Source organism: Streptomyces sp. NPDC057963 (assembly GCF_042887155.1).
Classification (GTDB): Bacteria; Actinomycetota; Actinomycetes; order Streptomycetales; family Streptomycetaceae; genus Streptomyces.
Window position 1 is genome coordinate 428,928 of sequence record NZ_JBHVPX010000003.1, and the last position, 24,555, is coordinate 453,482.

Annotated in this window: 16 protein-coding genes; 9 read left to right on the plus strand and 7 right to left on the minus strand. The window is 72.5% G+C overall.

Features of this window, described 5'->3' with window-relative positions; translation table 11 throughout:
- Positions 1–8 precede the first annotated feature (8 nt).
- Positions 9–1,178 carry a glutamate--cysteine ligase gene (locus ACFVT1_RS08940; protein ID WP_389793696.1) on the minus strand — a complete coding sequence of 390 codons (1,170 nt, stop codon included), beginning with the start codon at positions 1,176–1,178 and terminating at the stop codon, positions 9–11.
- A gap of 1,035 nt (positions 1,179–2,213) precedes the next feature.
- Here ACFVT1_RS08940 and ACFVT1_RS08945 point away from each other — a divergent pair.
- The 4 genes from ACFVT1_RS08945 (at position 2,214) to ACFVT1_RS08960 (ending at position 5,622) form a co-directional block, all read left to right on the plus strand.
- Positions 2,214–3,176, plus strand: coding sequence for an ornithine carbamoyltransferase (locus tag ACFVT1_RS08945; RefSeq protein ID WP_389793697.1), 963 nt, complete (start codon positions 2,214–2,216; stop codon positions 3,174–3,176).
- Positions 3,177–3,370: 194 nt separating this feature from the next.
- Positions 3,371–3,643, plus strand: coding sequence for a hypothetical protein (locus tag ACFVT1_RS08950; RefSeq protein ID WP_389793698.1), 273 nt, complete (start codon positions 3,371–3,373; stop codon positions 3,641–3,643).
- Between the two features lie 137 nt (positions 3,644–3,780).
- Positions 3,781–4,563, plus strand: a complete 783-nt coding sequence (locus tag ACFVT1_RS08955; protein WP_389793699.1) for an SAM-dependent methyltransferase — start codon at positions 3,781–3,783, stop codon at positions 4,561–4,563.
- Between the two features lie 204 nt (positions 4,564–4,767).
- Positions 4,768–5,622 carry an SDR family oxidoreductase gene (locus ACFVT1_RS08960; protein ID WP_389793700.1) on the plus strand — a complete coding sequence of 285 codons (855 nt, stop codon included), beginning with the start codon at positions 4,768–4,770 and terminating at the stop codon, positions 5,620–5,622.
- A 380-nt stretch (positions 5,623–6,002) separates the two neighbouring features.
- Here ACFVT1_RS08960 and ACFVT1_RS08965 read toward each other — a convergent pair whose 3' ends face one another.
- The 3 genes from ACFVT1_RS08965 to ACFVT1_RS08975 all read right to left on the minus strand — a co-directional run bounded on the left by ACFVT1_RS08965 (position 6,003) and on the right by ACFVT1_RS08975 (position 9,120).
- Positions 6,003–6,458, minus strand: coding sequence for a hypothetical protein (locus ACFVT1_RS08965; RefSeq protein WP_389793701.1), 456 nt, complete (start codon positions 6,456–6,458; stop codon positions 6,003–6,005).
- Between the two features lie 275 nt (positions 6,459–6,733).
- Positions 6,734–8,173 (minus strand): carboxylesterase/lipase family protein, encoded by a 1,440-nt coding sequence (locus ACFVT1_RS08970; RefSeq protein WP_389793702.1) that lies wholly within the window; start codon positions 8,171–8,173, stop codon positions 6,734–6,736.
- 29 nt (positions 8,174–8,202) lie between these two features.
- Positions 8,203–9,120: an MBL fold metallo-hydrolase gene (locus ACFVT1_RS08975; protein ID WP_389793703.1), complete on the minus strand. Its 918-nt coding sequence runs from the start codon at positions 9,118–9,120 to the stop codon at positions 8,203–8,205.
- A gap of 138 nt (positions 9,121–9,258) precedes the next feature.
- Between ACFVT1_RS08975 and ACFVT1_RS08980 the strand changes: the two genes are divergently transcribed.
- A complete protein-coding gene (locus ACFVT1_RS08980) occupies positions 9,259–10,167 on the plus strand; it encodes a helix-turn-helix domain-containing protein (protein WP_389793704.1) in 909 nt (302 codons plus the stop codon).
- A gap of 167 nt (positions 10,168–10,334) precedes the next feature.
- On the opposite strand, the gene ACFVT1_RS08985 is transcribed toward ACFVT1_RS08980, so the two are convergent.
- The 3 genes from ACFVT1_RS08985 to ACFVT1_RS08995 all read right to left on the minus strand — a co-directional run bounded on the left by ACFVT1_RS08985 (position 10,335) and on the right by ACFVT1_RS08995 (position 21,503).
- Positions 10,335–18,497: a type I polyketide synthase gene (locus tag ACFVT1_RS08985; RefSeq protein WP_389793705.1), complete on the minus strand. Its 8,163-nt coding sequence runs from the start codon at positions 18,495–18,497 to the stop codon at positions 10,335–10,337.
- A 384-nt stretch (positions 18,498–18,881) separates the two neighbouring features.
- Complete coding sequence (locus ACFVT1_RS08990) at positions 18,882–19,646, minus strand: GNAT family N-acetyltransferase (RefSeq protein ID WP_389794072.1); 765 nt, start codon at positions 19,644–19,646, stop codon at positions 18,882–18,884.
- A 651-nt stretch (positions 19,647–20,297) separates the two neighbouring features.
- Positions 20,298–21,503 carry an esterase/lipase family protein gene (locus ACFVT1_RS08995; protein WP_389793706.1) on the minus strand — a complete coding sequence of 402 codons (1,206 nt, stop codon included), beginning with the start codon at positions 21,501–21,503 and terminating at the stop codon, positions 20,298–20,300.
- 507 nt (positions 21,504–22,010) lie between these two features.
- Here ACFVT1_RS08995 and ACFVT1_RS09000 point away from each other — a divergent pair.
- From ACFVT1_RS09000 to ACFVT1_RS09015, 4 genes are all read left to right on the plus strand, one after another.
- Positions 22,011–22,673 carry a transposase gene (locus tag ACFVT1_RS09000; protein ID WP_389793707.1) on the plus strand — a complete coding sequence of 221 codons (663 nt, stop codon included), beginning with the start codon at positions 22,011–22,013 and terminating at the stop codon, positions 22,671–22,673.
- 676 nt (positions 22,674–23,349) lie between these two features.
- Positions 23,350–23,715, plus strand: a complete 366-nt coding sequence (locus ACFVT1_RS09005; protein WP_389793708.1) for a DUF2089 domain-containing protein — start codon at positions 23,350–23,352, stop codon at positions 23,713–23,715.
- Positions 23,712–23,972, plus strand: coding sequence for a hypothetical protein (locus tag ACFVT1_RS09010; RefSeq protein WP_389793709.1), 261 nt, complete (start codon positions 23,712–23,714; stop codon positions 23,970–23,972). The genes ACFVT1_RS09005 and ACFVT1_RS09010 overlap by 4 nt, the downstream gene beginning before the upstream one ends.
- 23 nt (positions 23,973–23,995) lie before the next feature.
- On the plus strand, positions 23,996–24,427 hold the full coding sequence (locus ACFVT1_RS09015) for a hypothetical protein (RefSeq protein WP_389793710.1): 432 nt from the start codon (positions 23,996–23,998) through the stop codon (positions 24,425–24,427).
- Positions 24,428–24,555 lie beyond the last annotated feature (128 nt).

Consider the following 24,555-nt stretch of genomic DNA (forward strand, 5'->3'; position numbering starts at 1 on the left):
GCTCGGAGTCATCGGCGGGGCTCGGTGGTCATCGATTCGGTGACCAGTTGCTTGACCACGTCGGCGAGGCTGCCGCTGTCGGCAAAGGCCCGCTGTTGTCGGCCGGCGGAGTTCCCCCGGTGGAGCGTTCCGCGTACCAGGCCGGTCACCTCCGCCCAGTCCCCGGCCTCCTCGAGGGGCCCGCGGACATGGTCGAGAAGCCGATTCACGAGCACGGCTGCCGGGACGAGTTCGGCTGTCACGGGATCGACCAGCTTTTCGGTGAGCCCGAAGCGGGCAGCGCGCCACTTGGCGGCATGCAGCAGTTCGGAAGGCGCTTCGGGAGCGGGGGCGCCCTGGGCGATCTCGATCAGGCACTGGTGGACCAGAGCACGGGACAGCCCGGCCTGAAGGACGGCTTCGTCGATGGTGGTACAGGAATCGGCGATGCGGAACTCCACCGTGCGGTACCGCGTGCCCGGTCGGACGTCCCAGAACACCTGCCCCGCGTCGGCGCTGGTTCCGGTGCTGATGAGCCGGCGCACACGATCACGGTGATCGGCGTAGGAGGACAGCGTGGGCGGCATACCCGCCATGGGCCAGCGGGCCCAGATGGTGCTTCGGTAGCTCGCGTATCCGGTGGCCTCCCCCGCCCAGAACGGCGAACTCGCCGACAGCGCCGACAGGACGGGCAGCCACGAGCGTACGCGGTTCATCACCTCCACAGCCGTGTCGCGATCGTCGACACCGACATGCACGTGGCAGGCACAGATCAGATGCTCGTCGGCGAGCCGCGCATAGGCGGTGGCGATGTGGTCGAATCGGGGCTGGGGTGTGAACCCGACCTGGCGCCAGTCGGCGGAGGGGTAGGTGCCCGAGGCGACGATCACGGTTCCCGCCTCGACCGCGGCGCTGATCAGGGCGTCCCGCCGGGCTCGGAGCTCGGTCCGCAACTCGGCCAGGCTCCAGCAGATCCCGGTGCGGCTTTCGATCATGCACGGGCGCAGCTCCGCGCTGTAGTACTCGGCGCCGTCCCGGCTCACCGTTTCGAGCAGGGGCCCGCTGTCGGCAAGGTGATGGGTCTGCGCGTCGGCCACGAAGAATTCCTCTTCGACCCCCATCGACAACGGCCCGCTCACGGGCGACTGCCCGGGGTTGTCCCCGGGCGCCGGGTCGGACGTGACGGCATCGGTACTCATCGGGCGGACTCACCATCCGAAGTGGGATACGGGTCGGAGGGACACCACTCATTCCATCGGCGTCCGGAACCGAGCAGCCGGCTGAAGCGGTCGAAGAACACGTGCGGCCGATGGGGTGGAACCCGGCCCTCGGGGCGCAGGTGTTGACAGGTGCAGACCCGGGGCGCCGTAGGCCCTGGATCTTTGGCCGGGGTGTCGACGGTACGGGTGTCGGGCTCACGGCAATCGGTGGTCGGCTTGGCAGAGCGATGTGTCGCGTCGTTCGATAGCGGAGCGCCCACCCGATCCCTCCCGCTGCGGAGAAGTGGCCAGGACCAAACGCCCCATGTTAACTCGGGCCCGGCCCCGGCCCGCGAACAAACCCAGGGGACGGCGAGATTGGCCGGATCGATCGAACTGAACTCGACCGCACGACGGATGGCCTCGCCCGCGGCACCCGGCCGTGGCGACGGGACTGCCGCTACGGGCCGGCTGCGCCGGACCGGGCCTGGCCGGTTCTCGCTCGTGACCGCCCGGCGAGGTGCTGACATCCTCGACGTGGCTCGCAGAGTCGTTTGATCACACAGCCCAGTGTCGACTGGCCCCGGCAGCATGGAAAGGGCACGGCTATGCATGGCGTACCTCCCCCCGTCGGCCGCGTCCGCCCCCTGGCCGACAACACACCCCGCACCGTGTGGCCGAAGCCTGAGGCGTACGACGTGTACGGATCGCTCAAGGGCCGCATTGCTCCGGCGCCGCGGCGGCGTGTCGCATCCCGTACCGGCCGGCCCACCGAAGTTCCCCACGAACCCGGAGCGGGCCTCCGTGGCGTGTCCCTGGCAGGACGGCGCCGAACGGCACCCTCGGGCAGGTCGTCGCGGGGCGGGTACCGGCCGTCCGGACTCGTCGCGGCCACGTGATCGGCAACCCCTTCGGCAGGGCGATTCCCGACGTCGCCCTATTGGAGGCCGTACACCAGGTCGCCCCGCGCCACGGGGTCGGACAGCGACCGCGCCTGTGCTGAGCGATATGCCTTCACCGAGGGAAGGATCTTCAATGACCAACCTCTACGGCCGGCCGGACAGCGTCCGGGACCACGGGCTGTTCTCGCTCTCGGAGCTGAAGCCCGCCGCACTGTGGAAGCTTGTCGAAAGGTCGGTCGAGCTGTTCCACGACCGAGAGGCCCACGGCCTGCCCCTGCGCGGCCGGGTCGCCGGCGTGCTCTTCACCCGTACGTCCACGCGGACACGCACCGCGTTCCAGACAGGCATCGTACGGCTCGGAGGCACCCCGATTTCCTATGGACCGCACGATCTCCAGCTCAACACCGGTGAATCCATGGCCGATACCGCCCGGGTCCTCGGTTCCATGCTCGACCTGCTCGTCGCCCGGACCGCCGGTCCACTCGACGAACTCCGCGAGCTGTCCAGCGAAGGCGGGCTGCCCGTGATCAACGCGATGGCGGCAGAGGAGCACCCGACCCAGGGCGTATGCGACCTGGCCACGCTCGCCCTCGCACACGGTGGCCTGGACGGTCTCAGCCTGCTGTACGTCGGTGAAGGCAACAACACCGCCGTCGCGTTGGCATACGGCATGGCCATGGTGCCCGGAGCCCGAGGCACCTTCGTCACTCCTCCCGGGTACGGGCTGCCGGCAGAGGTGCTCCGCACCGCCCGGCAGATCGCCGGAGCCGCCGGTGCCGAGCTGGTCGAGACGCACGACCTGGCCGAGGTGCCGGAACAGGTGGATGTCGTCTACACCACCCGCTGGCAGACCACAGGAACAAGCAAGGCCGATCCGGCGTGGCGAGATACGTTCCGGCCGTTCCACGTCGACGCGGCGCTGATGCGCCGATGGCCCCATGCGTCGTTTCTGCACGACCTGCCGGCCCACCGCGGCGACGAGGTCGCAGGCGAGGTGCTCGACGGCCCGCGCTCCCTCGCCTGGACCCAGGCCACGATGAAGCTGTGCAGCGCGATGGCCGTGCTGGAGGCCACCGTGGGCCCCGCCACCGGCTGAACGGTGCCGTGGCGCGGCAGGGCGAAGCAAGGCGTTCCGCTTGTCACCGTATGCCTCGACGGCGCGCTGCTGAAGCCGCCCTCGATCAGGCCACTCGTGCAAGCCGGTGCCGGCCCGTGCGGCTCCGTCCCCGTGGGCCTCTCGTGCAGCTGAGCCGGGCCACTCGCCGGTACCGGGCATCACCCGGCACCGCCTTGCGCCGGATCGCCGACCTGGCCGTCACCACGCTCGACGACCGGACCGTCGCCGTCACCTGCGGCGACGACGCCACCGTGCGCGCCTGGGACCTGCACACCCACACGCGGATTCGCCGCGCCCTGCGCTTCCCCTACCGGGTACACAGCGTGGCACCCGTCGACGGCGGCGCACTGCTGGTCGGCTTCGCCGACGAACTGGCCCTGCTGCCCCGGACAGAGCTCTCGGACGGGCCCCATGAGTCCGTGCGGTGGCCGGGTTGCCGCCGGTGAACCCCCGCACCCCGGTGAGTCCGCCCGCGCCTTCCTTTCCGCGGTCGACCCGGCCCTGCCGAAGCCGGCCGCACTCGCCGCCTGACGGGCCACCTCAACGGTCCACGGCGTTAACAGCCGTGATAGAAGAGGGCGTTATGAACCACGAGACACACAGAGCAGACCGACTTCACAGTGCGGTTCCCCACTCGGCCCGAGTCTGGAACTACTGGATCGGCGGCAAGGACCACTACCCGGTGGACCAGGAACTGGGAGACCAGGTCATCGCCAGCTACCCCCAGACCCGTGAACTCGCCCTGGCGTCTCGGGCCTTTCAGGCGCGTGCGGTGCGGTATCTGGCCGAAGCGGGGATAACCCAGTTCCTGGACATCGGAACCGGACTCCCCGTCCAGAACAGCACCCATGAGGTCGCACAGAGCGTCGAGCCGAAGTCCCGCATCGTGTACGTCGACAACGATCCGCTGGTTCTGACGCACGCGCGTGCCCTGCTGACGAGTTCGCCGGACGGAATGACGGACTATGTGCACGCGAACATGCTGGAAGCCGAGCGGGTACTCCAGGAAGCGGCGCGCACCCTGGACATGACACAACCCGTGGCCGTCATGGTGCTGTCCACGCTGGGGCACGTCGAGCCCCGGGCCGGCATCGAACTCATGCGTCGGTACATGGCCGGCACGGTCGCAGGGAGCTATTTGGTCCTCTGCGACACGATCGCCACGCCGCAGACACTTGCCGCACAGGAGGCCTACGCGGCGGGCGACACTCCGCCGTACCTGGTGCGTCGGCCGGAGGAGATCCTCGCGAGTGCCGAGGGCATGGAGTTGATCGAGCCCGGGTTCGGGTCGATCACCCTCTGGCGGGCGGACGAAGAGAATCTCGAGCCCGTCGACCAGTGGGGATTCGTCGCCCGCACGTTGTAGGAAGCGACCATCGCGGTCGGCAAACTCGGCCGCGGTCGTCCGCGCATCCCGCCGTCGTGGAACGGGAGCCCTTGTCCAGGTGTGACGGGCACGACGGGTGTGGTGGCCGGGCTGCGAACGCGGTCTCGGAGTCGGCGGGGCCGGGCAACGAGGCCGCACGCTGATCCACCAGGGACTACGGGACAGCCCTTAGCGTATGACGTCATGACGGTCCTGATTATCGGCGGCAGCGGGTTCCTGGGAGTCGAGCTGGTGCGCCGGGCGACGGCTGCGGGGTGGGACACGGCCGCAACGTTCCACTCCCGCCCCGCGGGCGTTCCCGGAGTCGCATGGCACCCACTCGACCTGCGCAACTCCAGCCGCATCGAAGAGGTGCTGGCCGAGGTCTCACCGAGCGTTGTCATCAACACCGCGAGCAGCAGGGCCGACTGGGCGGTCACCGCCGAGGGCCCGATCCGCGTGGCGACGGCCGCGGTGAAACTCGGCTTCCGACTGGTCCACGTCTCCAGCGACGCCGTGTTCTCCGGCAAGGACATCCGCTACGACGAGACCTGCCTTCCCGACCCGGTCACGCCGTACGGCGCCGCGAAGGCGGCCGCCGAGACCGCCGTTCGGCTTCTCGCGCCCGGGGCCGTCGTTGCCCGCACCTCACTGATCCTCGGACACGGCCGCTCCGAGCATGAAAGAAAAATCCACGCTCTGGCCGCCGGGGTGGTCGACGGGATCTTGTTCACCGACGACATCCGCTGCCCGGTGCACGTCGAGGATCTCGCCTCCGCGCTGTGGGAGCTCGCGACGTCCGACACAGCCGGAGTGTTCCACCTCGCCGGACCCGACTCCCTCAGCCGTCACGACCTCGGCCTCCTCGTCGCTCGGCGTGACGGGCTCGACTCCTCCCGGCTGCCCGCCGGACGACGAGCCGACACGTCCTTGCTCGGGGCCCTCGACGTACGCCTCGACGCCCAAGCCACGCAGCGGCGTCTGCGGACCAGGCTTCGCGGCGCCCGCGCGTTCCTTCTCGGGCAAGGTGACAACGGACTAGCGGCCCGGGAAGGTTAGGGCGTTTCCGCCATCCCGCCCGTGAGCCGGCGGGCCGCATTCCTCCACCCGCTCCGACCTGGCGATCTGCACATCGGACAGCCGGAGCAGACCACAACCCCTTCGGGGCCGCTCCGGCGTGGCCGCTCTCGCGACACCGGCGCCGCCGACGGTCCGTCGACCGCTCCGGGACGCGCAACGCACCAACGTTCTCCCGGCTCTTGTCACCGCCCTCGAAGCGGTGCACGGCCTGGAGCCGGACCCGCTCCCGCGCGGCCCTGCGGCGGTGGCCACACCACCGCCGTGCGGGCGTCCCGCCGCGCCAGGAGTACTGAAGCCACCTGTGCGTTCTCCGGCGGGCAGCCCGACATCACGTCTTCAAGTTCGGTAGCCGCGTTACGTCACGCGTTCAGGTTTCTGTAGTCGCGTTCCGCCTCGTAGTGCATGCCCGCGCACAGCGCCCAGGCGATCAAGAGGTTGATGGCGATGAGCACGATTGCCCACAAGGGGTAGTAGGGCATCCACAGAAAGTTGGCGATCGCGCCCAGCCCAGCGATGGCGACACCGAAGAAGCGCGCCCACACGGCACCGCTGAGCACCGCGAAGCCGGCGAGGACGAGGATGATGCCCAGGATCAGATGGACCCAGCCCCAGCCCGTCAGGTTGAACTCGAATACGTAGTGGCGCGTCGCGAGGAACAGACCGCCCTTTGCGACAGCGGCGATCCCCTCGAAGATCGCCATCGCCCCACCGACGATCATCAGAGCGGCTGCAAGAACGGTCAAACCGGACCGGAACGCATCCCGCGAGTTCGTGCCCGCGGTGCCTGTTTCGGGTCTGTTGATGTCACTGGCCATCTCGGCCTCCTTGGCGGCTGAACCATCCGGCCGGGCGAACCGGCCCGGTCGAAGTTCTCCCACGCCCAAGGGTGTCATGACGGTAACCCGACGGCACTTCGTGGCCGGCCTGAGAGTGCCCTGGTCGGGCTGAATCCGTCGGGGCGCACCGGTCGGCCGTGCCCGGTCGTCGGCCCTTTCGCGCGGGCGGACGAGCGTTGCCGGTGAACGTGTTCGGGGCGACCGGCCGCCCCGGACTTCGGTGACCGGCGGCGCCCCGTCCGGTGCGAGGACGCTCAGCCGCCGAGGATCTCCACCACGGGGCGCTGCGGGTCGTAGGGAGCCCAGCCCGGGTTCCCGGTGCCGGCGAACGCGACCCAGGCGCCGTGTACCCGGGCTGCGAGTCCTGCTGGGGCGGGGTCGGGGCCGAGTAGGCGGGTGTCCCCGTGCAGCCAGGGTTTGTCGGCGATGTCGAACACAAAGGGCAGTTCGACGGTGTGGGCTGCGCCGAGTCGCCCGTCCAGGGCCGTCGAGCGGTACCCGAACGAGTAGAGGTGCGTGCGGCCGCCCGAGATCCGCGCGTGGGCCTGCGCCATGCGCGTCGTACCGGCTCCGAACAGGGCCTGCCCGAGCACGGCGGAGCGCAACTCGCCCGGTGTTTCGTCCGGCCGTGCCGCGCGGTGCGCGGCGAGGGCGGTCTCCGGGTCTGCGTGCAGCCGGGTGGCGAGGGCGAGCGCGTCGGCTTCCGTGGTGGACTCCAGGTCGCCCTTCGGTACGAGGTAGAGGCGCCCCTCTTCGGTGTTGGTGCCGATGAGCAGGTCGACGTCGCCGGCCGGGCCGTCGGCGAGACCGTCGGCGGGCTGGACCGGCAGGACCAGGCTGAACGGGCTGAGCCCGGCCAGCGGGTCCGTGGCGGTGCTGGTGCGGAGGTCGAGGCCGGCCAGTGCGGGCAGGATCGCCAGGAAGCGTTCGTCCGGGATCGGGGCGAACGCCTCGGCGGTCGGTTCGACGCCCAGCGCGGCGGCCGCCGCGGCGGTGACCCGTTGCGCCTGCTCCGGGGTGAACGCGCCGGTGCCGTTGCCACTTTGGATGATCGCCCGCCGGAACAGGCCGTTGGCCTCCGGTGTCGCGAGCAGCGCGCCGGTGAGCGTGGCGCCCGCGGACTGGCCGAAGAGCGTGACGTTCTCGGGGTCGCCGCCGAATGTCGCCACTGTGTCGTGCACCCAGCCGAGTGCGGCGAGCACGTCGAGCAGTCCGCGGTTGGCCGGAGCACCCGCCAGATCGAGAAACCCGGGGATGCCGAGGCGGTAGTTCACCGTCACGAGGACGACGTCGTCGCGGGTGAACGCGCTGCCGTCGTAGAGCGCGGCGCGGCTCGAACCGGTGACGAACCCGCCGCCGTGCACGAAGACCATGACGGGGCGCCTGCCGCCGTCGGCGGCTGGCGTGTGGACATCGACGGTCAGGTACTCCTCGCCGGGCGCCCAGCCCGGCCCGAAGTAGGGGGCCATGTCGAGTCGGCCGAAGTCTCGGGCCGGCTGGGGAGCCGTGGGCGAGGGCTGCGTGCCGTCGCGGACTCCGGACCAGCCCGGATGCGGTGCGGGCGGGGCGAAACGGCCGGCGCCGGTCGGCGTCGCCGCGTAGGGGAGGGCGCGGTAGCGTTCGCCGGATCCGTCACGGACGCCGCGTACGGCACCCGCCCGGGTTTCGACGACCGGATCTGCCTGTTGGGTCACGGAACACACTTCCTCTCTGGAGGGGGACATCAGGAGATGCGGGAGAAGCCCGCCCACTCCTTGATCGCGAACTTCGACCCGGTGCGCGCGACCTCCGCAGCGCCTCGGCCGCCGAAGTGCGCCGGGAATACGAGCGCGTTGTTCTCGGCGGCGCGGCCGAGCAGCTTGTGCCGGGTGGCGCGGGACTCCGCCGGGTCCTCGCAGAAGCAGGAGTTGGTCTCCGGCTCCGCGATCTGCAGCGCGGTGTGTATGAGGTCCCCGACGAACAAGGCCTGATCGCCGCCGGATTCCAGGGTGAGCACGGACGAGCCGGGGGTGTGCCCGGGAGCGAGATCGAGGCGCAGGTTCTTGTCGATCCGGTACGTCCCCTCCCACAGGCGTGTCAGTCCCGCCTGGTGAACCGGTGTGACGCTGTCCTCGAAGACGTTCTGGTTCCCGCGGCCGAGCACGGTCCTGTTCTCGTTGGCCGGGTCCCAGAACTCGAAGTCCCGCCGGGTCATCAGGTACGTGGCGTTCGGGAAGGCCGGCACCCAGGTCCGGCCGTCGAGGCGGGTGTTCCAGCCGACGTGATCGATGTGCAGGTGGGTGTTGACCACGATGTCGACGTCCTCGGGCCGCACCCCGGCGGCGGCGAGGGTGTCGAGGTAGTTCGTGTCCAGGCGGCTCCACACCGGCGCGTAGGGCCGGTCCTTGTGGTTGCCCACGCCGGTGTCGACGAGGATCGTGCGGCCCTCGCTGCGCAGCAGCCAGGACTGGATCGCCGTATGGCACTCGTCCGTCTCCGGGTTCCAGAAGTCGGGCGCCAGCCAGTCGCGGTGCTCGTCCCACGAGCCGTCCGGGCTGTCCGGGAAGAACTGGCCCGGGGCCATCCCGACCGGGCCGTAGAACTCTTTGATCCGGGTGACGGTGACGTCGCCAAGGGTGATCTGCTCGGGGTTCTGATCCATGTGGTCCGTCCTCGGGTTCGGGGTAGGTGGCCGAATGAGACCGAGCCTGGACGCGCGGACGGGCACGAACCAGTCCCGGGTTGTCCTACCCCTCGCAGGGGGTGGCTGGGATCGGGCCGCGCACCGAATACTGGGGCAATGAACGGACCCGGCCCCCTCGGCGCCTTCCTCCAAGCACGACGGGCGCGGCTGCGGCCCGAGGACGTCGGCCTGCGCGACTTCGGGCCCCGCAGGCGGGTGGCCGGGCTCCGGCGCGAGGAACTGGCCCAGCTGGCGGGCGTCAGCGTCTCGTACTACACGCGGCTGGAACAGGGCCTGTCCCGCGGGGCCTCGGCCGAGGTGCTCGACGCGATCGCCCGCGCTCTCCTGCTCGACGACCACGAGCGCGAGCACCTCGACCGGCTCGCCGGCGCCGCCCGTCACGCGCCCCGGGTGCGCCGCCCGCGGCCCGAGAAGCTCGCCGACGAAACACGCGACCTCCTCCGCACCGTCGACGGCGTCCCGGCGATAGTGCTCGGCCGCCGTACGGACGTGCTGGCCTGGAACACCCTTGGGCACGCCCTGCTGGCCGGCCACCTGGACTTCCGCGGCCCGGACGACCCGGCGCGGCGCCCGAACATGACCCGGATGCTGTTCCTGGACCTGCACTGTCAGGAGCTGTACGCGGACTGGAAGCGCAAGGTGCGCGCGGTGGTCGGCAACCTGCGCGTCGCCGTCGGCAGGCACCCGGAGGACCCGCTGCTCGCGGAGCTGATCGGCGAGCTGACGATGAAGAGCCCGGAGTTCGTCGCGCTGTGGAGGGACCACCGGGTGGCGCCGTGCGATGCCGCGTCCTACGAGCTGCACCATCCCGTCGTCGGTACGGTGACGGTGACACAGCAGACGCTGTCGATCGCCCGTTCACCGGACCAGATGCTCGTCGTGTGCACCACCCCCGCCGGCTCCCCTTCCGAGGAGGCCCTCGCGCTCCTCCGGCAGGCGGGCGGCAGCCGGGCGCCGCACGCGGACAGCGCCGGCGTTCCCGGGAAGTCACCCCGACAGGTGTAGGCGGCCAGGCCCCTGCGGCCCGACCGGGTTCCCTGCGGCAACCAGCGCGTCACCGCGGGCGCGGTCGGCGAAGACCCGGAGCGCTTGCTGATCACCATCCCCAGCGGCGACACGCGGCCATCGGCATCCACCGGTCCACGCCGCCGATCCGGGTGGTGGCCGTTGGCTCAGCCGGTGCGCCCTGCGAGCCCGTCGGCCCAGGCGCGGACCGCCCGGGCCGTGGTGACGGCGTGTTCCTCCACCATCGTCCAGTGATCGCCCGGGACCTCCATGGTGTCGCACGGACCGGGCCAGGAGGCCTGCCCCTCGCGCCCGGCCGGGGTGCCGCCGTGGGTGTCCGCCTCCGGCGGCCGGTCGGCGGCGCGGACCATCAGGACGGGCACGCCCGGGGGTTCGGGGCGCCACCCCCGGAGCATCCGGGTGTAGGCGCCGAACGCGGCCAGGGCCATGTCGTCCACCGCCGTGTCGAACTCCGTTCCCATGGCCAGGGCCGCGCGGGCGGGCATGGCGAGCAGCCACGGCTCGGCCTCCCGTTCGGGAGTCACGTGGTAGGTGTCGAGGAGGACCAGGCCGGCGGGCGGAGTGCCGGTGGCCGCGAGCCGCGCGGCGACCGCGTGGGCCGGGCACCCGCCCATCGACCACCCCAGCAGGACGGGGCGGCGCCCGCCCAGCCGCTCGCGCAGGGTGGCCGTGTGCAGGTCCACCAGTGTCGGCCAGTCGCGCGGCAACACGTCGCCCGAGGTGACCCCCGGGTGCCGCATCTCCAGCACGTCCCGGTCCTCCTCGAAATGGCGGGAGAGCGTGGCGTACCAGGGCCTGCCGAGGGCCGGGGAGAAGCCGGGGAAGCACACCAGCGGGGGCCTGCCGGCCTCGCCCTTGGCCAGGTGGAGCGGGTCCAGGGCGTGCGCGTCGGTGTCCTCGGGGCCGAAGCCGGGGACCGCCAGTGAGGCGGTCACGAGCAGGTGCATCGCCGAGACGACGTCACCCGTCGCGCACACGCGGCGGTAGAGGGAGGCGAGGGTCTGGGGGGACCGGGCCTTCGCGGGGCGCACCGGCCCGGCGGCGGCCGCCTCCCCGTGGGGCGGCGCCTCGGAAAGCCCGGCGAGCAGATGCTCCGTCAGCTGCTCGCAGGTGGGCAGGTCGAAGGTGAGGGTGGGGGGCAGCTCCAGACCGGTGAGCAGGCCCAGCCGGTTGCGCAGCTGAACGGCGGCCAGGGAGTCGAGGCCGAGTTCGCTGAGGGCGCGGTCGGCCGCGACGGCGGCCGCGCCGGTGTGCCCGAGCACGTCGGCGACCGCCTCGCGGACCAGTGCGAGCAGAGCGGGGGCACGGTCGGCTGCGGGCAGCCGCGCCAGCCGTTCGCGCCACGCACCCGCCGTCTCGTCCGGCACCCGGCCGGTGCCGGAGGCGGGTCCCCCGCCGTCACCGGGCTCCCCGGCCGCGGCCGGCGGAGGGCCGGGCGGACCGGACAGGTCCCGCAGGGGCGGCGGGAGGGGCCGTCGGGCCCGGGAGGCCGCCGGGTCCAGCGGCAGCGGCGCAAGGACGGGCTCGCCCGCCGCCAGGGCGGCATCGAACAGCGCCAGGCCCTCGGCCGCTGTGACGGCCCGGACCACGCCGTCACCCGTCCGGCCGGTACGGGCGGCCATCCCCTCGCCTCCCGCCCACGGTCCCCACACCAGCGAGAGCGCGGGCAGTCCCCGGGCCGTCCGGTGGAGCGCGAGGGCGTCGAGGAAGGCGTTCGCGGCGGCGTAGCCGGCCTGGCCGGGGTTTCCGAGCAGGCCGGCCGCCGAGGAGAAGAGCACGAACCGCGACAGGGGCAGATCCTCCGTCAGCTCGTGCAGGTGCCAGGCCGCGTCCGCCTTCGGCCGCAGGACGGCCGCGACACGCTCGGGTGTCTGGCCCTCCAGCACACCGTCGTCGAGGACCCCCGCCGCGTGCACCACGGCGGTCAGGTCGGCCGAGTTCGCGGCGATCACGCCGGCCAGCGCGGAGCGGTCGGCGGCGTCGCAGGCGACCACGTCGACCCGGCCGCCGGCGCGCTCGATCCGCTCCCGCAGCCGCCGCGCGCCGGGCGCGTCCGGGCCGCTACGGCTGGTGAGCAGCAACCGGCGTACGCCGTGCCGTTCCGCCAGATGACCGGCCAGCAGGGCGCCGAGCGCCCCCGTCCCACCGGTGACCAGCACCGTGCCGTCCGCCTCGAACCCGGCCGCCCGAACGGGCTCGGCGGCCGTCGGCCGGGTCAGCCGGGGCACGTGCACCCTGCCCGCGTGCACGGCGAGCTGGGGTTCGCCCGTCGCCAGGACGGCCGGCAGCCGGTGCACCGACTCCGGGTGGCCGTCGACGTCGACGAGGATGAGGCGGCCGGGGTACTCGGACTGGGCGCTGCGCGCCAGCCCCCAGACCGCGGCGGCGGCCAGGTCGGGGTCCGCGCCGGTGGCACCCCGGGTCACCAGGACCAGACGCGTTCCCGGGGCCAGCGCGGGCAGCCGTCCGCGCAGCAGCTCCAGGGCCCGGGTGACCAGGTTGTGCGTGCCGGCCACCGGGCCCGCGGACGGGCCGGACGGGGCCAGGGAGACGACGAGGGCCGACCCGGCGGAGGGCACCCCGGGCCCCGGCCGCCCGGGGACGGACGCGCCGCCGCCCGGGGCCGTTTCCGTGGCCGACGGGGGCCGCCCGGCGCCGGACAGCGCTGCGGCCAGGCCGAGGTCGTCCGGCGTGCCCACCTCCCAGGCGGGCGGGGCCGAGCCGGCCGGGTCGGCGGGCGTCCAGTGCGGCCGGTACAGCGGTTCGGGCCGCGGGATCCCGCCGGTGCCGTCGGGGCCGGGTACCGCGCGGGTGGTCAGTTCCGCCACCCGCAGCACCGGCCGCCCGGCCGGGTCGGTGAGGTCCGCCGCGACGGTGTGGTCCCCGGTGTGGCGGAGCCGGACCCGCAGGGCGGTGACACCGGCGGCGTGGCGGCTGACGCCCCGCCAGGCGAACGGCAGCCGGCCGGTCCCGCCGGGCTGTCCCGGATCCGCGGAGAGCAGCAGCGACGCGTGCAGGGCGGCGTCGAACAGCGCGGGATGGAGGACGTAGCGCTGCGCCTCGGCCACGGTCTCGTCGGGAAGCCGTACGTCGGCCAGCAGGTCGTCGCCCTGCCGCCACATCGCCCGCACGCAGCGGAACGCCGGGCCGTACGCGTGACCCGCCTCTGCCAGGCGCTCGTAGGCTCCGGTCAGGTCGACGGGCACCGCGTCCGGGGGCGGCCAGGACTCCTCGTCGCCGTGCGCCGGGCCGGGACCGCCGGCCGGCGGTCCCAGACGGCCGGTGGCGTGGTGGGTCCATGCCCCGAGGGGGCCGCCGTCCCCGGGGCGTGCGTGCAGGTCGACGGTCCTGCGGCCGGACGGGTCCGGCGCGCCGAGCACCACCTGCACCTCGACGCGCTCGCCGGAGCCGGGCAGGTGCAGCGGGAGGAGCAGCGTCAGCTCGTCCAGTTCCGCCAGGCCGCAGGCCGCGCCGGTGTGGAGCGCCAGGTCGGCGAGAACGGTGGCGGGCACCAGCACCCGGCCGTGCACGACGTGGTCGCGCAGCCAGGGCTGCCCGGTCTCCGACAGGTGGCCGGTGCTCAGCAGGCGGTCGGTGTCCGGGAGGCTCGTCGTCGCGGTCAGCACCGGGTGGCCGGTGGCGTGCGCGGTCGGGTCCGCGGGGCCTGCCGCGGTGGCGGTGGGCTCGGCCAGCCAGTGGCGCTCGCGCTGGAAGGGGTAGGTGGGCAGGCCGATGTGCCGGGCGGGCGGGCCCGAGTGTCCCTGCCGGACCGCCTCCCAGTCGACCGGGAGGCCGTGCGCATGCAGCCGGGCGAGTGCCGCCAGCAGCGTGCCGGGCTCCGGGTGGCCGGGCCTGGTCGTCGCGGTGAACACGCGGCCCCCGGGCTCCCCGACGGTGCTCAGCGCGGCCGAGGTGAGGTGGGCGCCGGGACCGGCCTCGGCGAAGGCGGTCACCCCCGCTTCGTCCGCGAGGTGGCGCACGGCGTCGGCGAAGCGCACCGTCTCACGGGCGTGGCGGACCCAGTAGGCCGGTGAGCGCAGGTCGTCCCCGGTGGCCGGGCGCCCTGTGAGGGCCGAGACGACCGGGATGCGGGGCTCGTGGAACGCGGCCCGCGACGCGGCCCGGGCGAACTCCGCCAGCGCCGGTTCGACCAGCGGAGAGTGGAAGGCGTGACTGGTCCGCAGGCGTTCGGTGCGGCGCCCGCGGGCCTCGAAGCGTGCCGCCACCGCCACCACCGCCCGTTCCGCCCCGGAGACGACGACCGACCGGGGGCCGTTCACCGCCGCGACCGCCACCGGCCCGGCCGCGGCCGGGGTCCTCGCGAGTTCCGCCGTCGCCTCCTCCTCGGTGGCATCCAGGACGACCATGGCGCCGCCGGCCGGAAGGCGCTGCATCAGCCGGCCCCGGGCGGCGACCAGGCCGACGGCGTCGTCCTCGGTGAGGATCCCGGCGGCGTGCGCCGCGGCCAGCTCCCCGACGGAGTGTCCGGCCAGGACGTCGGGCCGCACCCCCCAGGAGGCGAGCAGCCTGAACAGGGCGACCTCGAACGCGAACAGGCCGGCCTGGACGACATCGGTCCGGCCGAGGGCGTCGGCGGCCTTGCCCGGCTCGGGCCACAGGCTCTCGCGCAGCGGCCGGTCCCCCGCGCCGACGGCGTCGAACCGGCCGCACAGCGCGTCGAAGGCATCGGCGAAGACCGGGTAGGCGGCGTGCAGTTCCCTGCCGAGGCCCGGCCGTGCGGCGCCCTGGCCGGTGAAGAGCAGGGCCAGCCGTGGGCTTGTGCGCACCGGTACGGGCGCCGTCGTCCCGGCGGCGAGCCTGTCCAGTGCGCTCAGCAGGCCGGCGCGGTCGGCCGCAGGTACCGCCGCCCGGTACCGGAGCGCGGCGCGTGTGGTGGCGGCGGAGAACACCACGTCCCCGAGGGGCTGTTCGGGCCGTTCCCGGAGGAACGCGGCCGTACGCCGCGCCTGGGCCCGCAGGGCGCCCGCGTCGGCGCCGGACAGCAGGAGCGGCGGGTGCGGAGCGGCCGGGGTGCCGCCGTCCTCCCCCGCGTCCCGCTCCGCGACGGCCTCCTCCAGGATCACATGGGCGTTGGTGCCGCCGATGCCGAAGGCCGACACCGCGGCGCGGCGGGGCTGCCCGGGGGCGGGCCGCCACGGCTGCTCCCGGGTCAGTGGCCGTACGGCGCCCGAGGACCAGTCGACGCCGGGGGACGGCTCGTCGAGGTGCAGCGTGCGCGGCAGCACGCCGTGCCGCATCGCCAGCACGGTCTTGATGACCCCGGCGACACCGGCCGCGGCCTGGGTGTGTCCGAGGTTGGACTTGAGGGATCCGAGCCACAGGGGCCGGTCGGCCGGGCGGTCGTGCCCGTAGGCGGCGAGGAGCGCACGGGCCTCGATGGGATCGCCGAGCGGGGTGCCGGTGCCGTGCGCCTCCACGGCGTCGATCTCGGCCGGGGTGAGCCCGGCGGCGGCCAGGGCGTCGCCGATCAGCCGCTCCTGGGCGGGTCCGCTGGGCGCGGTCAGGCCGTTGGACGCGCCGTCCGAGTTGACGGCGGAGCCGCGGAGCACGGCGAGCACCGGATGGTTGTTGCGCCGTGCGTCGGCGAGCCGTTCCAGCAGGATCAGCCCGACGCCCTCGCCCCAGGCGGTTCCGTCGGCCGCGGCGGAGAACGGCTTGCAGCGGCCGTCCGGGGAGAGTGCGCGCAGCCTGCTGAACGCGGCGAACGGCACCGGGCTGGCCATGACGGTGGCGCCGCCGGCCACGGCGAGGGAGCACTGTCCCGAGCGCAGCGCCCGCGCCGCCCAGTCCATGGCCACCAGCGACGAGGAGCAGGCCGTGTCCAGGGTCACCGCGGGCCCCTCCAGGCCGAGGGTGTAGGCGATGCGCCCGGAGGCCACGCTGCCGGCGGATCCGAGCGCGAGGTGGGCCTCGTACGCGTGGCCCCCTCGGTGCAGCAGACGGCCGCCGTAGTCGCCGTGCATCACTCCGACGAAGACACCGGTGTCGCTGCCGCGCAGGGCGGTGGGGGCGAGGCCCGCCCGTTCCACGACCTCCCAGGCGGTCTCCAGCAGCAGCCGCTGCTGGGGGTCGGTGGCCAGCGCCTCCCGGGGCGACATGCCGAAGAAGGCCGCGTCGAAGTCGGCGGCCCGGCGCAGGAACCCACCGCGCCGGGTGACCGAGGTGCCCGGTCGGTCGGGGTCGGGGTCGTAGAGGGCGGCCAGGTCCCAGCCTCGGTCGGCGGGGAACGCGGAGGTGGCGTCCGCTCCGTCGGCGAGCAGCCGCCACAGCTCCTCCGGCGTGCGGACGTCGTCCACGGGTCCCGGGAAGCGGCAGGCCATCGCGACGACGGCCACCGGCTCGTCGGGCGGCGGGGTGTCACCGCGGGTGCCGGGCCCGGCCGGGCGCGCCGCCGGGCGCGGGGGGCCGAACAGCGCGTCGTACAGGAAGCCGGCCACCGCGTCCGGTGTCGGACGGTCGAAGACCAGGGTCGAGGGCAGGCCGAGGCCGGTGGCCGCCCCGAGCCGGTCGCGCAGCAGCACGCCCTGGAGGGAGCCGAGTCCCAGGTCGGCGAAGGTCTGTTCGGGGTCGGGTCGGGTCCCCCGTGCTTCGTCCGCCTCGGCCGTGGCGTCGAGGACGAGGCGCAGCACGGTGCGGCGCCGCTCCGGGGCGGGCAGTGCGAGCAGCCTTGCGCGCAGCCCGGCGCGGGTGTTCGCGCCGTCGTGTGCGAGGGCCTCGGTCAACCGGGCGGCCAGGACGGTCCGTCGGATCTTGCCGGAGGAGGTGCGGGGCAGGGAGGCGCTCGGCCGGATCTCGTCCGGCACCTTGAACGCGGACAGCCGCTTGCGGCACGCGGCCCGCAGCCCGGCGAGGTCGATGCCCTGCGGGCCGGGGACGACGAACGCCACCGGGACCTCTCCCAGCACGTCGTGGGAGCGGCCGACGACCGCCGCGTCCGCGACTCCGGGGCAGGACAGCAGCACCTGTTCCACTTCCACCGGGTTGACGTTCTGCCCACCGCGGATGATCAGGTCGCCCACGCGGCCGGTGACCCGCAGGCCGCCGCCCGGTGTGCGGTGGCCGAGGTCACCGGTGCGGTACCAGCCGTCCCGCAGGACCTGCGCCGTGCTGTCGGGGCGGTTGTGGTAGCCGGTCATCAGACCGGGGCCACGCACCCAGATCTCGCCCTCGTCGCCGTCCGCGACGGTGTCCGCGGAGACCGGGTGGGCGATCCGGACGTCGACGCCGGGCAGCGGCTGCGGCACGCGGTCCGGGCCCGGCGTGCCGGGCCGGGCGAGCGCGATCTTGCCGCTGATCTCGGTGGCGCCGTAGCCGTCCAGCAGCGGTGCGCCGAGCAACTCCTCTGTCGAGTCGCGCAGTTCCGCGGGGCAGGGTGCTCCGGCGGTGACGCACACCCGCAACGCCCCGGTGACCGGCCGGGCCCCCCGCAGTGCGCTCACCAGCAGGTGGTAGGTGGCCGGGACCCCGGCCAGCATCGTGAAGGGCTCGTCGGGCGGCTGTCGCCGCAGAGCCTCCACGACGTCCACGCCCCGGTCCAGGAGCCAGGCGCTCGCGCCGGTCGCGACCACCGCGACGACGCACAGCGAATGCGCGTAGGTGTGGTGCAGCGGCAGCGGCCACAGCAGCCGGTCCCGCTCGGACATGCCGAGGAGCGGTGCGTAGGCGGCGGCGGTCGACCACAGCGCCGCCCGCTGGCTCGTCACCGCGCCCTTGCGCGTGCCGGTGGTGCCGGAGGTGTAGAGGATCCACGCCGGCTCGTCCAGGCCGAGGTCGTCGCGCGGCGGTCCCGGCGCGTCGGTCCCGGCGAGTTCCTCGTACGGCACCACGTCGTACGGCACCACGTCCGCGGGTGGCCCGGACGGCGGTGCCACCGGGCCCACTACCACGCGCGCCCGCAGCGGGGGCCGCCCGGCCGCCACCCGTGTCAGCCGTTCGAGGAGCGGCGCCTCGGCCACGGCTGCCACCGCACCGCTGTCGCCGAGGACGTGGGCCAGTTCGTCGTCGGCCGCTCCCGGGTCCAGTGGCACTCCGACGGCGCCGGCCCGCAGGGCAGCCAGGCAGCTCTCCACCATTTCCACCCGGCTGGGCAGGCAGAGCAGCACCCGGTCCCCGCGGCGTACGCCCAGCCGTGCCAGATGCCCTGCGACGCGGGCCGTCCGTCGTTCCAACTGTGCCCAGGTCACCTCGCGTTGCCCGTCCCGGAAGGCGGTCCTCTCGCCCGCGCGTGCACCGTGTGCCCTCAGCGCCTCGGCCAACGGGCGGACCAGTTCCGCGCGAACATCCGCCATGCGTACCCCTCTTGTGCTCTTGTGCCCCCGACGCCCAACAACTATAGGGTCAGCGGGGGTTCGGCTCCGCAGGCACTCCGGGCACGGCCCGTCGCGCGGATTGGGACGGAGGCGGCCGAGCCGGGGGCCGGCCCGGCCCGGACGTGGCACCTCACCAGGGCGCAGGCCGGCGCGGCGGTCCCGGGGAAGTCCGGGTCGGCGAAGAGCACGATGCCGCGCATTTCACCGGCGAGTTCGGTTTCGACATCCACGCGGTCGGCGCCCGATGGGGGTTCGCCGGACACTCCGGCTTCACCCGGACCTTCCGGGCCGCCATGGGGATATCGGTTGGCCGTGGCCAACAAAGGTCTGATGCGAAAGTGGCTCAGGGATGCTGATGGGTTTTCAGAGGCTGATGGCGTGTTCGACGAACTGGCCGCAGTCGCGGAAGCCCAGGCGATGGTAGACGGGTCGGCCGTCCGCAGATGCTTGTAGGACGGCGGTCCGACAGCCGTGGTCGCGGGCGGCGTGCAAGGCGGCGAGAGTGATGGCGCCGCCGTAGCCGCGTCGGCGGTGGGTGGCCAGGGTGGCGATGCTGTAGATCCCTGCGACCCCCGCGTGGAGAAAGATCTCCGCCGAGCACACCGGTCGGCCGTCCACGTAGCCGACCAGGTAGCGGGCCGGGCAGTCGGCGGCGAGTGCATGCTCCGCGGCCAGGGCGAAGAAGCGTCGGACGGTGGCGGCGGGCGGCTCCCAGTTCGCGGCCAGGACCGTGGCGAAATCGGCGAGTTCCCCGGGCGTCGTCACGAGGCGGATGTCGAGCCCCTCGGCGTTCCGCGGTGGCGGGACCTCGTCCAGGGGCGCCCACATGGCCGCTTCCCGTTCGGATGCCTCGAAGCCCGAGGCGGCCAGACGGGTGGACAGATCCGCCGGGGTCGAGGCCGGGCCCACCCACCACGAGAACGGGCGGCCGCCGACGGCCAGTCTCCGAGTGGTGTCGGCGATGCGTGCATCGGCACCGGCCCGGCTGAAACGGGCCAGGGCGACGATGTTGAAGGTGTCGTCGTCCAACCCACTGTCCGCGACCAGAAGGTCGTCTGCGTCGGCAACGGCCATACCCGCTATGTGCCGATGCAGGTGACACGCGTGCTCGGCCAGGTTCTGCTCCATCCTGACCAGCAGATCGCCATCGTCCGAAACCGGGTACTCCACCTCGCTCATAGCGCTTGATTCCACCACACGGAGGCCGGAACCACCTCTGATTTGGCGGTCGGCCTGCATCCCGTGACGGCGGCTGCAGCCACTCGTCGACGGCGGCGACCAACACGGCCGCCTCGTAGCGGACGGCAAGCCTGTCATGTCGGGTCGCGACGGCCCGGTGCCTCTTGAGGCGGTTGATCCCCCACTCGACGGCGTGGCGCTCCTTGTGGTCGTCTTTGCCGGACTTCGGTGGACGGCCGCCTCCGGAGCCGAGCTCCTTGCGGTTGCGGACCTGGTCGGCCTTCTCCGGGATGGCGCACTCGATCCTGCGTCTGCGCAGGTAGGAGCGATTCGCGCGAGATCCGTCGGCCTGGTCGGCGCGGGCTCTGTCGGGTGCGGCCCGTGGCCGTCCCGGCCCCGTGCGGGGGGACGCGGATGCGTTCGAGGACGGGCTGGAACTGCGGCCTGTCGTGCCGGTGTCCGGCGGTGATCCGCAGTGACAGCGCCTTCTGCCCCTGCTCGGTCGCGAGGTGCGGGCTGGTCAGAGCGCGTATCGATGAAAGGGCCGCGGTCCGCCTGGTGTGAGCGGACGACGGCCCCGGTCGGTGTGTGCGGCGAGGATCAGTCGGGGAGCCGGTCCATCAGCCAGGTGCACAGTTCCTCGGTGATGGCTGTGTGCGCGCTGGTAGTGGACGAACAGAGGAAGTCGTCCAACTCGCTCTCGTCCGGGCTCAGTCCGTCGATGTTCGCGTACAGGTCGTCCTGCGTCTCGATGTCGCGGATCGCGACCGCGCTGACCGAGGGAACGAAGCAGACATCTTCGTGCCGAAGGTCAGCCTTGCCGCCGAGCTTCTCCATCGTGTCGGCCAGGATCTTGTACGTGTGCAGGGTTCCGCCCGGTGCGCCGTCAAGTTCCGGGAAGCCGCTGGTCGTGACGGTTTTCTCGGCCTTGGGGAACCTGCGGTTCAGATGGGCGGCGGTCACATCGTCGCCCTGGGCCTGGGTGTAGAAGGTGGTGCCCGGGTAGATCTGGTCGATCCGCAGCGCGACTCCACCGGGATTCACGTCCGGCAGGCCGACACCGTCGGCGCGGCCGTTGGCCACGGCGATCTTCATCGGGATCTGCGGCCAGCTGCCGACCCGGTCCAAGGCGGCCAGGAACTCCGTGCGCTCCGGGGCGGTGCCGACCTTGTCGGTGTCCTTGTCGTAGTGCGACCACAGCATCTGGCGCGCGGCCGGGCTGTTCATCTGCTTCGCGAAGTCGTTCGGGAACGGGATGAAGTGCGAGAACGCCTGCACACCCACCGGGATGGAGGCGCCGCGGTGCGGACTGTCGTAGGAGAAGTACAGCCCGGTCCGGTGGTCCATCCGCCGCGTCTCCAGCTTGGCGAGTGCGTAGCGGGTGACGATGCCGCCCATGCTGAAGCCGCCGACGACCAGGCGGGTGTCGCCCATCTGCTCGGCGATGGCCCGCATAATGACGGCCTCCGCCGCCTGCGCGTTCTCCAGGATCGACGCGCTGCGCTCCTCGAAGCCGAGGAGGATCACATCCCTGCCGCGCCGGCGCAGCTCGCTGATGAACGGGAAATTGCCGCCCTCAAGCCCTTGGTAGAGCGAGTCGAGCTTGCTCCGGCCGAGGTTGAAGCCGTCGGCCATGATGACGGGCCGGACGAGACCGTGGTTGCCCTCGCCGGGGAAGACCCAGGCGAAGCCGTTCGGCAGGGTCCATTCGTCGTGCTCCGGTACCTCGATCGGCCCGGCGGGTTCGGCGGTCAGCGGACCGCCGAGGGTGAACGAACCGACGTTGGGCTCGGTCGTCGCGGACATGGTCGTACTCCTTGCGGGAGGGGTGGGCGAGACGACGTCATCATGGAGGGCGATCCGGACGCATCACTCTTCCGAGCTGCGGGGTTCACCGCATCTGATGAAGCATGCGCAGGAAGGGTTTAACGTGCCCGGTATGTGCCGTTGGCCTGTTCTCGTCGCTCGCCTGTTCCCTACCGATTCCGCGCCGAGAAAGCACGACAGCACCCCGGAGACCACTCGTGACGGCCACCCCGCCAACGTTCGGACCGACCGCGTCGTCGGCGTCGCGGGACCGAGCCACAAGCCGGGACGTCCACCGCCACACCCTGGCACGCTTCCGTGTCCTCACCGAGACGGACGCTCGCCCAGTGATGGCGCACCACCTTCGGTGAGAACGCTCAGCCTTCGCTACGACAAGGCCGCTACGCAGAGCGCGTGGGACCGCACGTACCGAGAACCCGTCGATGCGGCTCAGCGGGAGCGAACGACCGCCTTGCGCAGGCGGCCGCTGAAACTGCCGGTCCGTCAGTGGTGGGACTCGTACGGGGGATCCTGGACAACTACGCGACGCACAAGACTCCGGCGATCAAGCAGCGGCTGGTGGCACATCCCCGCTGTCAGCTGCTTCTGACACCGGCAGGATCCTCGTGGCTGAACCTGGTGGAGCGTTGGTTCGGCGAGCTCACGCAGAAGAAGATCCGCCGCGGTGTCCACCGCTCCGCCCAGGCCCTCGAACGTGACATCCGCACCCGGCTCGCCGACCGGAACGACAACCCACGCCCCTTCGTCTGGACGAAGACAGCCGACGAGATCCCCGACAGAGTCGCCGTCTACTGCCGACGTATCTCCGACTCAGGTAACCGGCTCTCAGCGGAGTGCGAACGCCTGCGTCGCCGCAGCGATGCTGTCACCCACATCGTCAGCCCAACAAGGGAAAGGAGCAACGCCCCTCCGACGACGATGGGAACGGCCGCCGCGAGAGCAAAGGACAGCAGGAGCTCTGCCCATGTCGGCTCCTCACCCATCGTGCTCCCACCCTGCACCATAGACGTCACGACGCCGGCGGAGATCGATCGGTTCCAGAAACTCGCGCGGGAAACCCGGACGATGCCCGTTTCACGCTCCGCCGCCCCTCGCCCTGTCCACCAATTCGGCATACTCGGCAACGACCTCGTGAAGCCCAGTAGGTGACCCCTCCCACGACGAGAAGCAAGCCGGACGAGCCGAGCAGCCACCCGGTGGCGCCGGAGCCGGTGCGAGGCGAGGCTGCCGGACACCGGTGGGCCGTGCGGCGTTCCTGGTGCGGGCAGCGGGTTGGCTCGCGGAGTCGTCGGGGGTGTGGTCCACGACGCCGAGCATCAGCGCTTCCTTGGCCGGAAGTGGTACGGACTCTGGATCTGGGACCGATCGGGCTCGGTGCTGTCCGGTTGCCGCTGTTCGACGGCGCGGTCGGTCCGGAACCGCTGGTGACGCGGAACGTGCTCACGCCCCGGACGTCATGAGACCGGCCGATACCGCCCGAGCCGCGCACCCGGTGGCGTCCGGCATGGACCCCACCGATGACCCGCCGGGGCGGGCGGACACCGGGCCTTCAGCGAACGCGCGGCCCGAGATGGTGGGCTCCGCCCGGAGGCTTCCGGCTCGACGGACCGTGGACACGTCGACGACATGCCGACTGGGGCGACGGCAGCACCGACCACCACGGAGATGCGGGGATGCGGGGATGCGGGGATGACGAACGGTGGGAGTCGACTACCCGAAACATCGAAATCAGAATAAGAAAACTCAATGTTTGTGCGTTGACACCTTAATAATCTCAAGGTACAAATGAGTGGTGAGCTTGTCACCGAGAGCAAGGGAGCCGAGGGTGGACTGGCAGGAGCTGACGGACCTGACGCGCGGACAGCCGTTCGTGGTCGAGCGGGTGCGCCTCGCGGGCAGCGGCATCGCGATCGAGGGACAGTTCGAGCCGCCGCAGTTGGCTCAGCTCAGCGTCGACGACCAGGTGTTCGTTGCCGCCTTCGTACGGTCGCACGGTTCGATCAAGGAGATGGAGCGGATCTTCGGGGTGAGCTACCCGACGGTCAAATCCCGGCTGAAACGGATCGCCGAGCACCTCGACTTCGTCGACACCGACCCGGCACCCACCGGCGCCGCCGACGTCGTTGACCGCCTGCGGCGGGGAGAGATCAGCGCCCAGGAGGCGCTGGCCGAGCTGGAGGGGTCCCGGTGATCCCGCACCTGGTGACGGTGCGCTATCGCCGTTCCGACGGGCGCCGGCGGCGGCTGTACGTCCCCGTGTCGGCCGTCCTGCTGGTGCTGTCACCCCTCTTGCTGCTCGCCGCGCTGGCCGGAGTGGTCGCTTGCCTCGCCACCCGGGTGAGCCCGGTGGGCGCGCTGCGCGGTGCCGGGCAACTCCTGTGGGCGCTGCCCGGCACCCGGTTCGAGATTGAGCAGGGCCGGACGGCCGTGCTGGTAAGTGTCAGATGAGTCAGAAGAGCAAGGAGCTTCCCATGAACGAGCAGCGCCGTCAGGTCCTGCAGATGCTGGCCGAGGGCAAGATCACCGCGGACGAGGCCGAGCGGCTGATCACCGCCCTCGAACGAGAACAGCCCGAGTCGCCGCCGGGAGCCGCATCCCGCCCGAAATCGCGGCCCAAGTACTTGCGCGTGGTGGTGGACGCGGCGGACGACTCCGGCGGCGACGGGGCGAGCCGGGTCAACATCCGGGTCCCGCTCCAGCTGCTGCGCGCCGGGGTCCGGCTCACCAGCCTTCTCCCTCCGCAGGCGCTCACCAAGGTCAACGCGGAGCTGGGCAGGTCAGGGGTACCGATCGACCTCACCGAGCTCAAGCCACAGCACCTCGAGGAGCTCATCGAGCACCTCGACGACGTCATCGTCGACGTGGAGGACCCCGACGCCAAGGTGCAGGTTTTCTGCGAGTGACACCGCCATGGCGCCGGTCGCCCCCCCGGACCACGGGGCCGGGCGGGCGGCCCGCGCGTTGGGGGCCGCGGGCGGTCGACCCCCCGCAGCGGGTGGCCGCGAAACCCCACACCCTAAAGGTGCGGCCG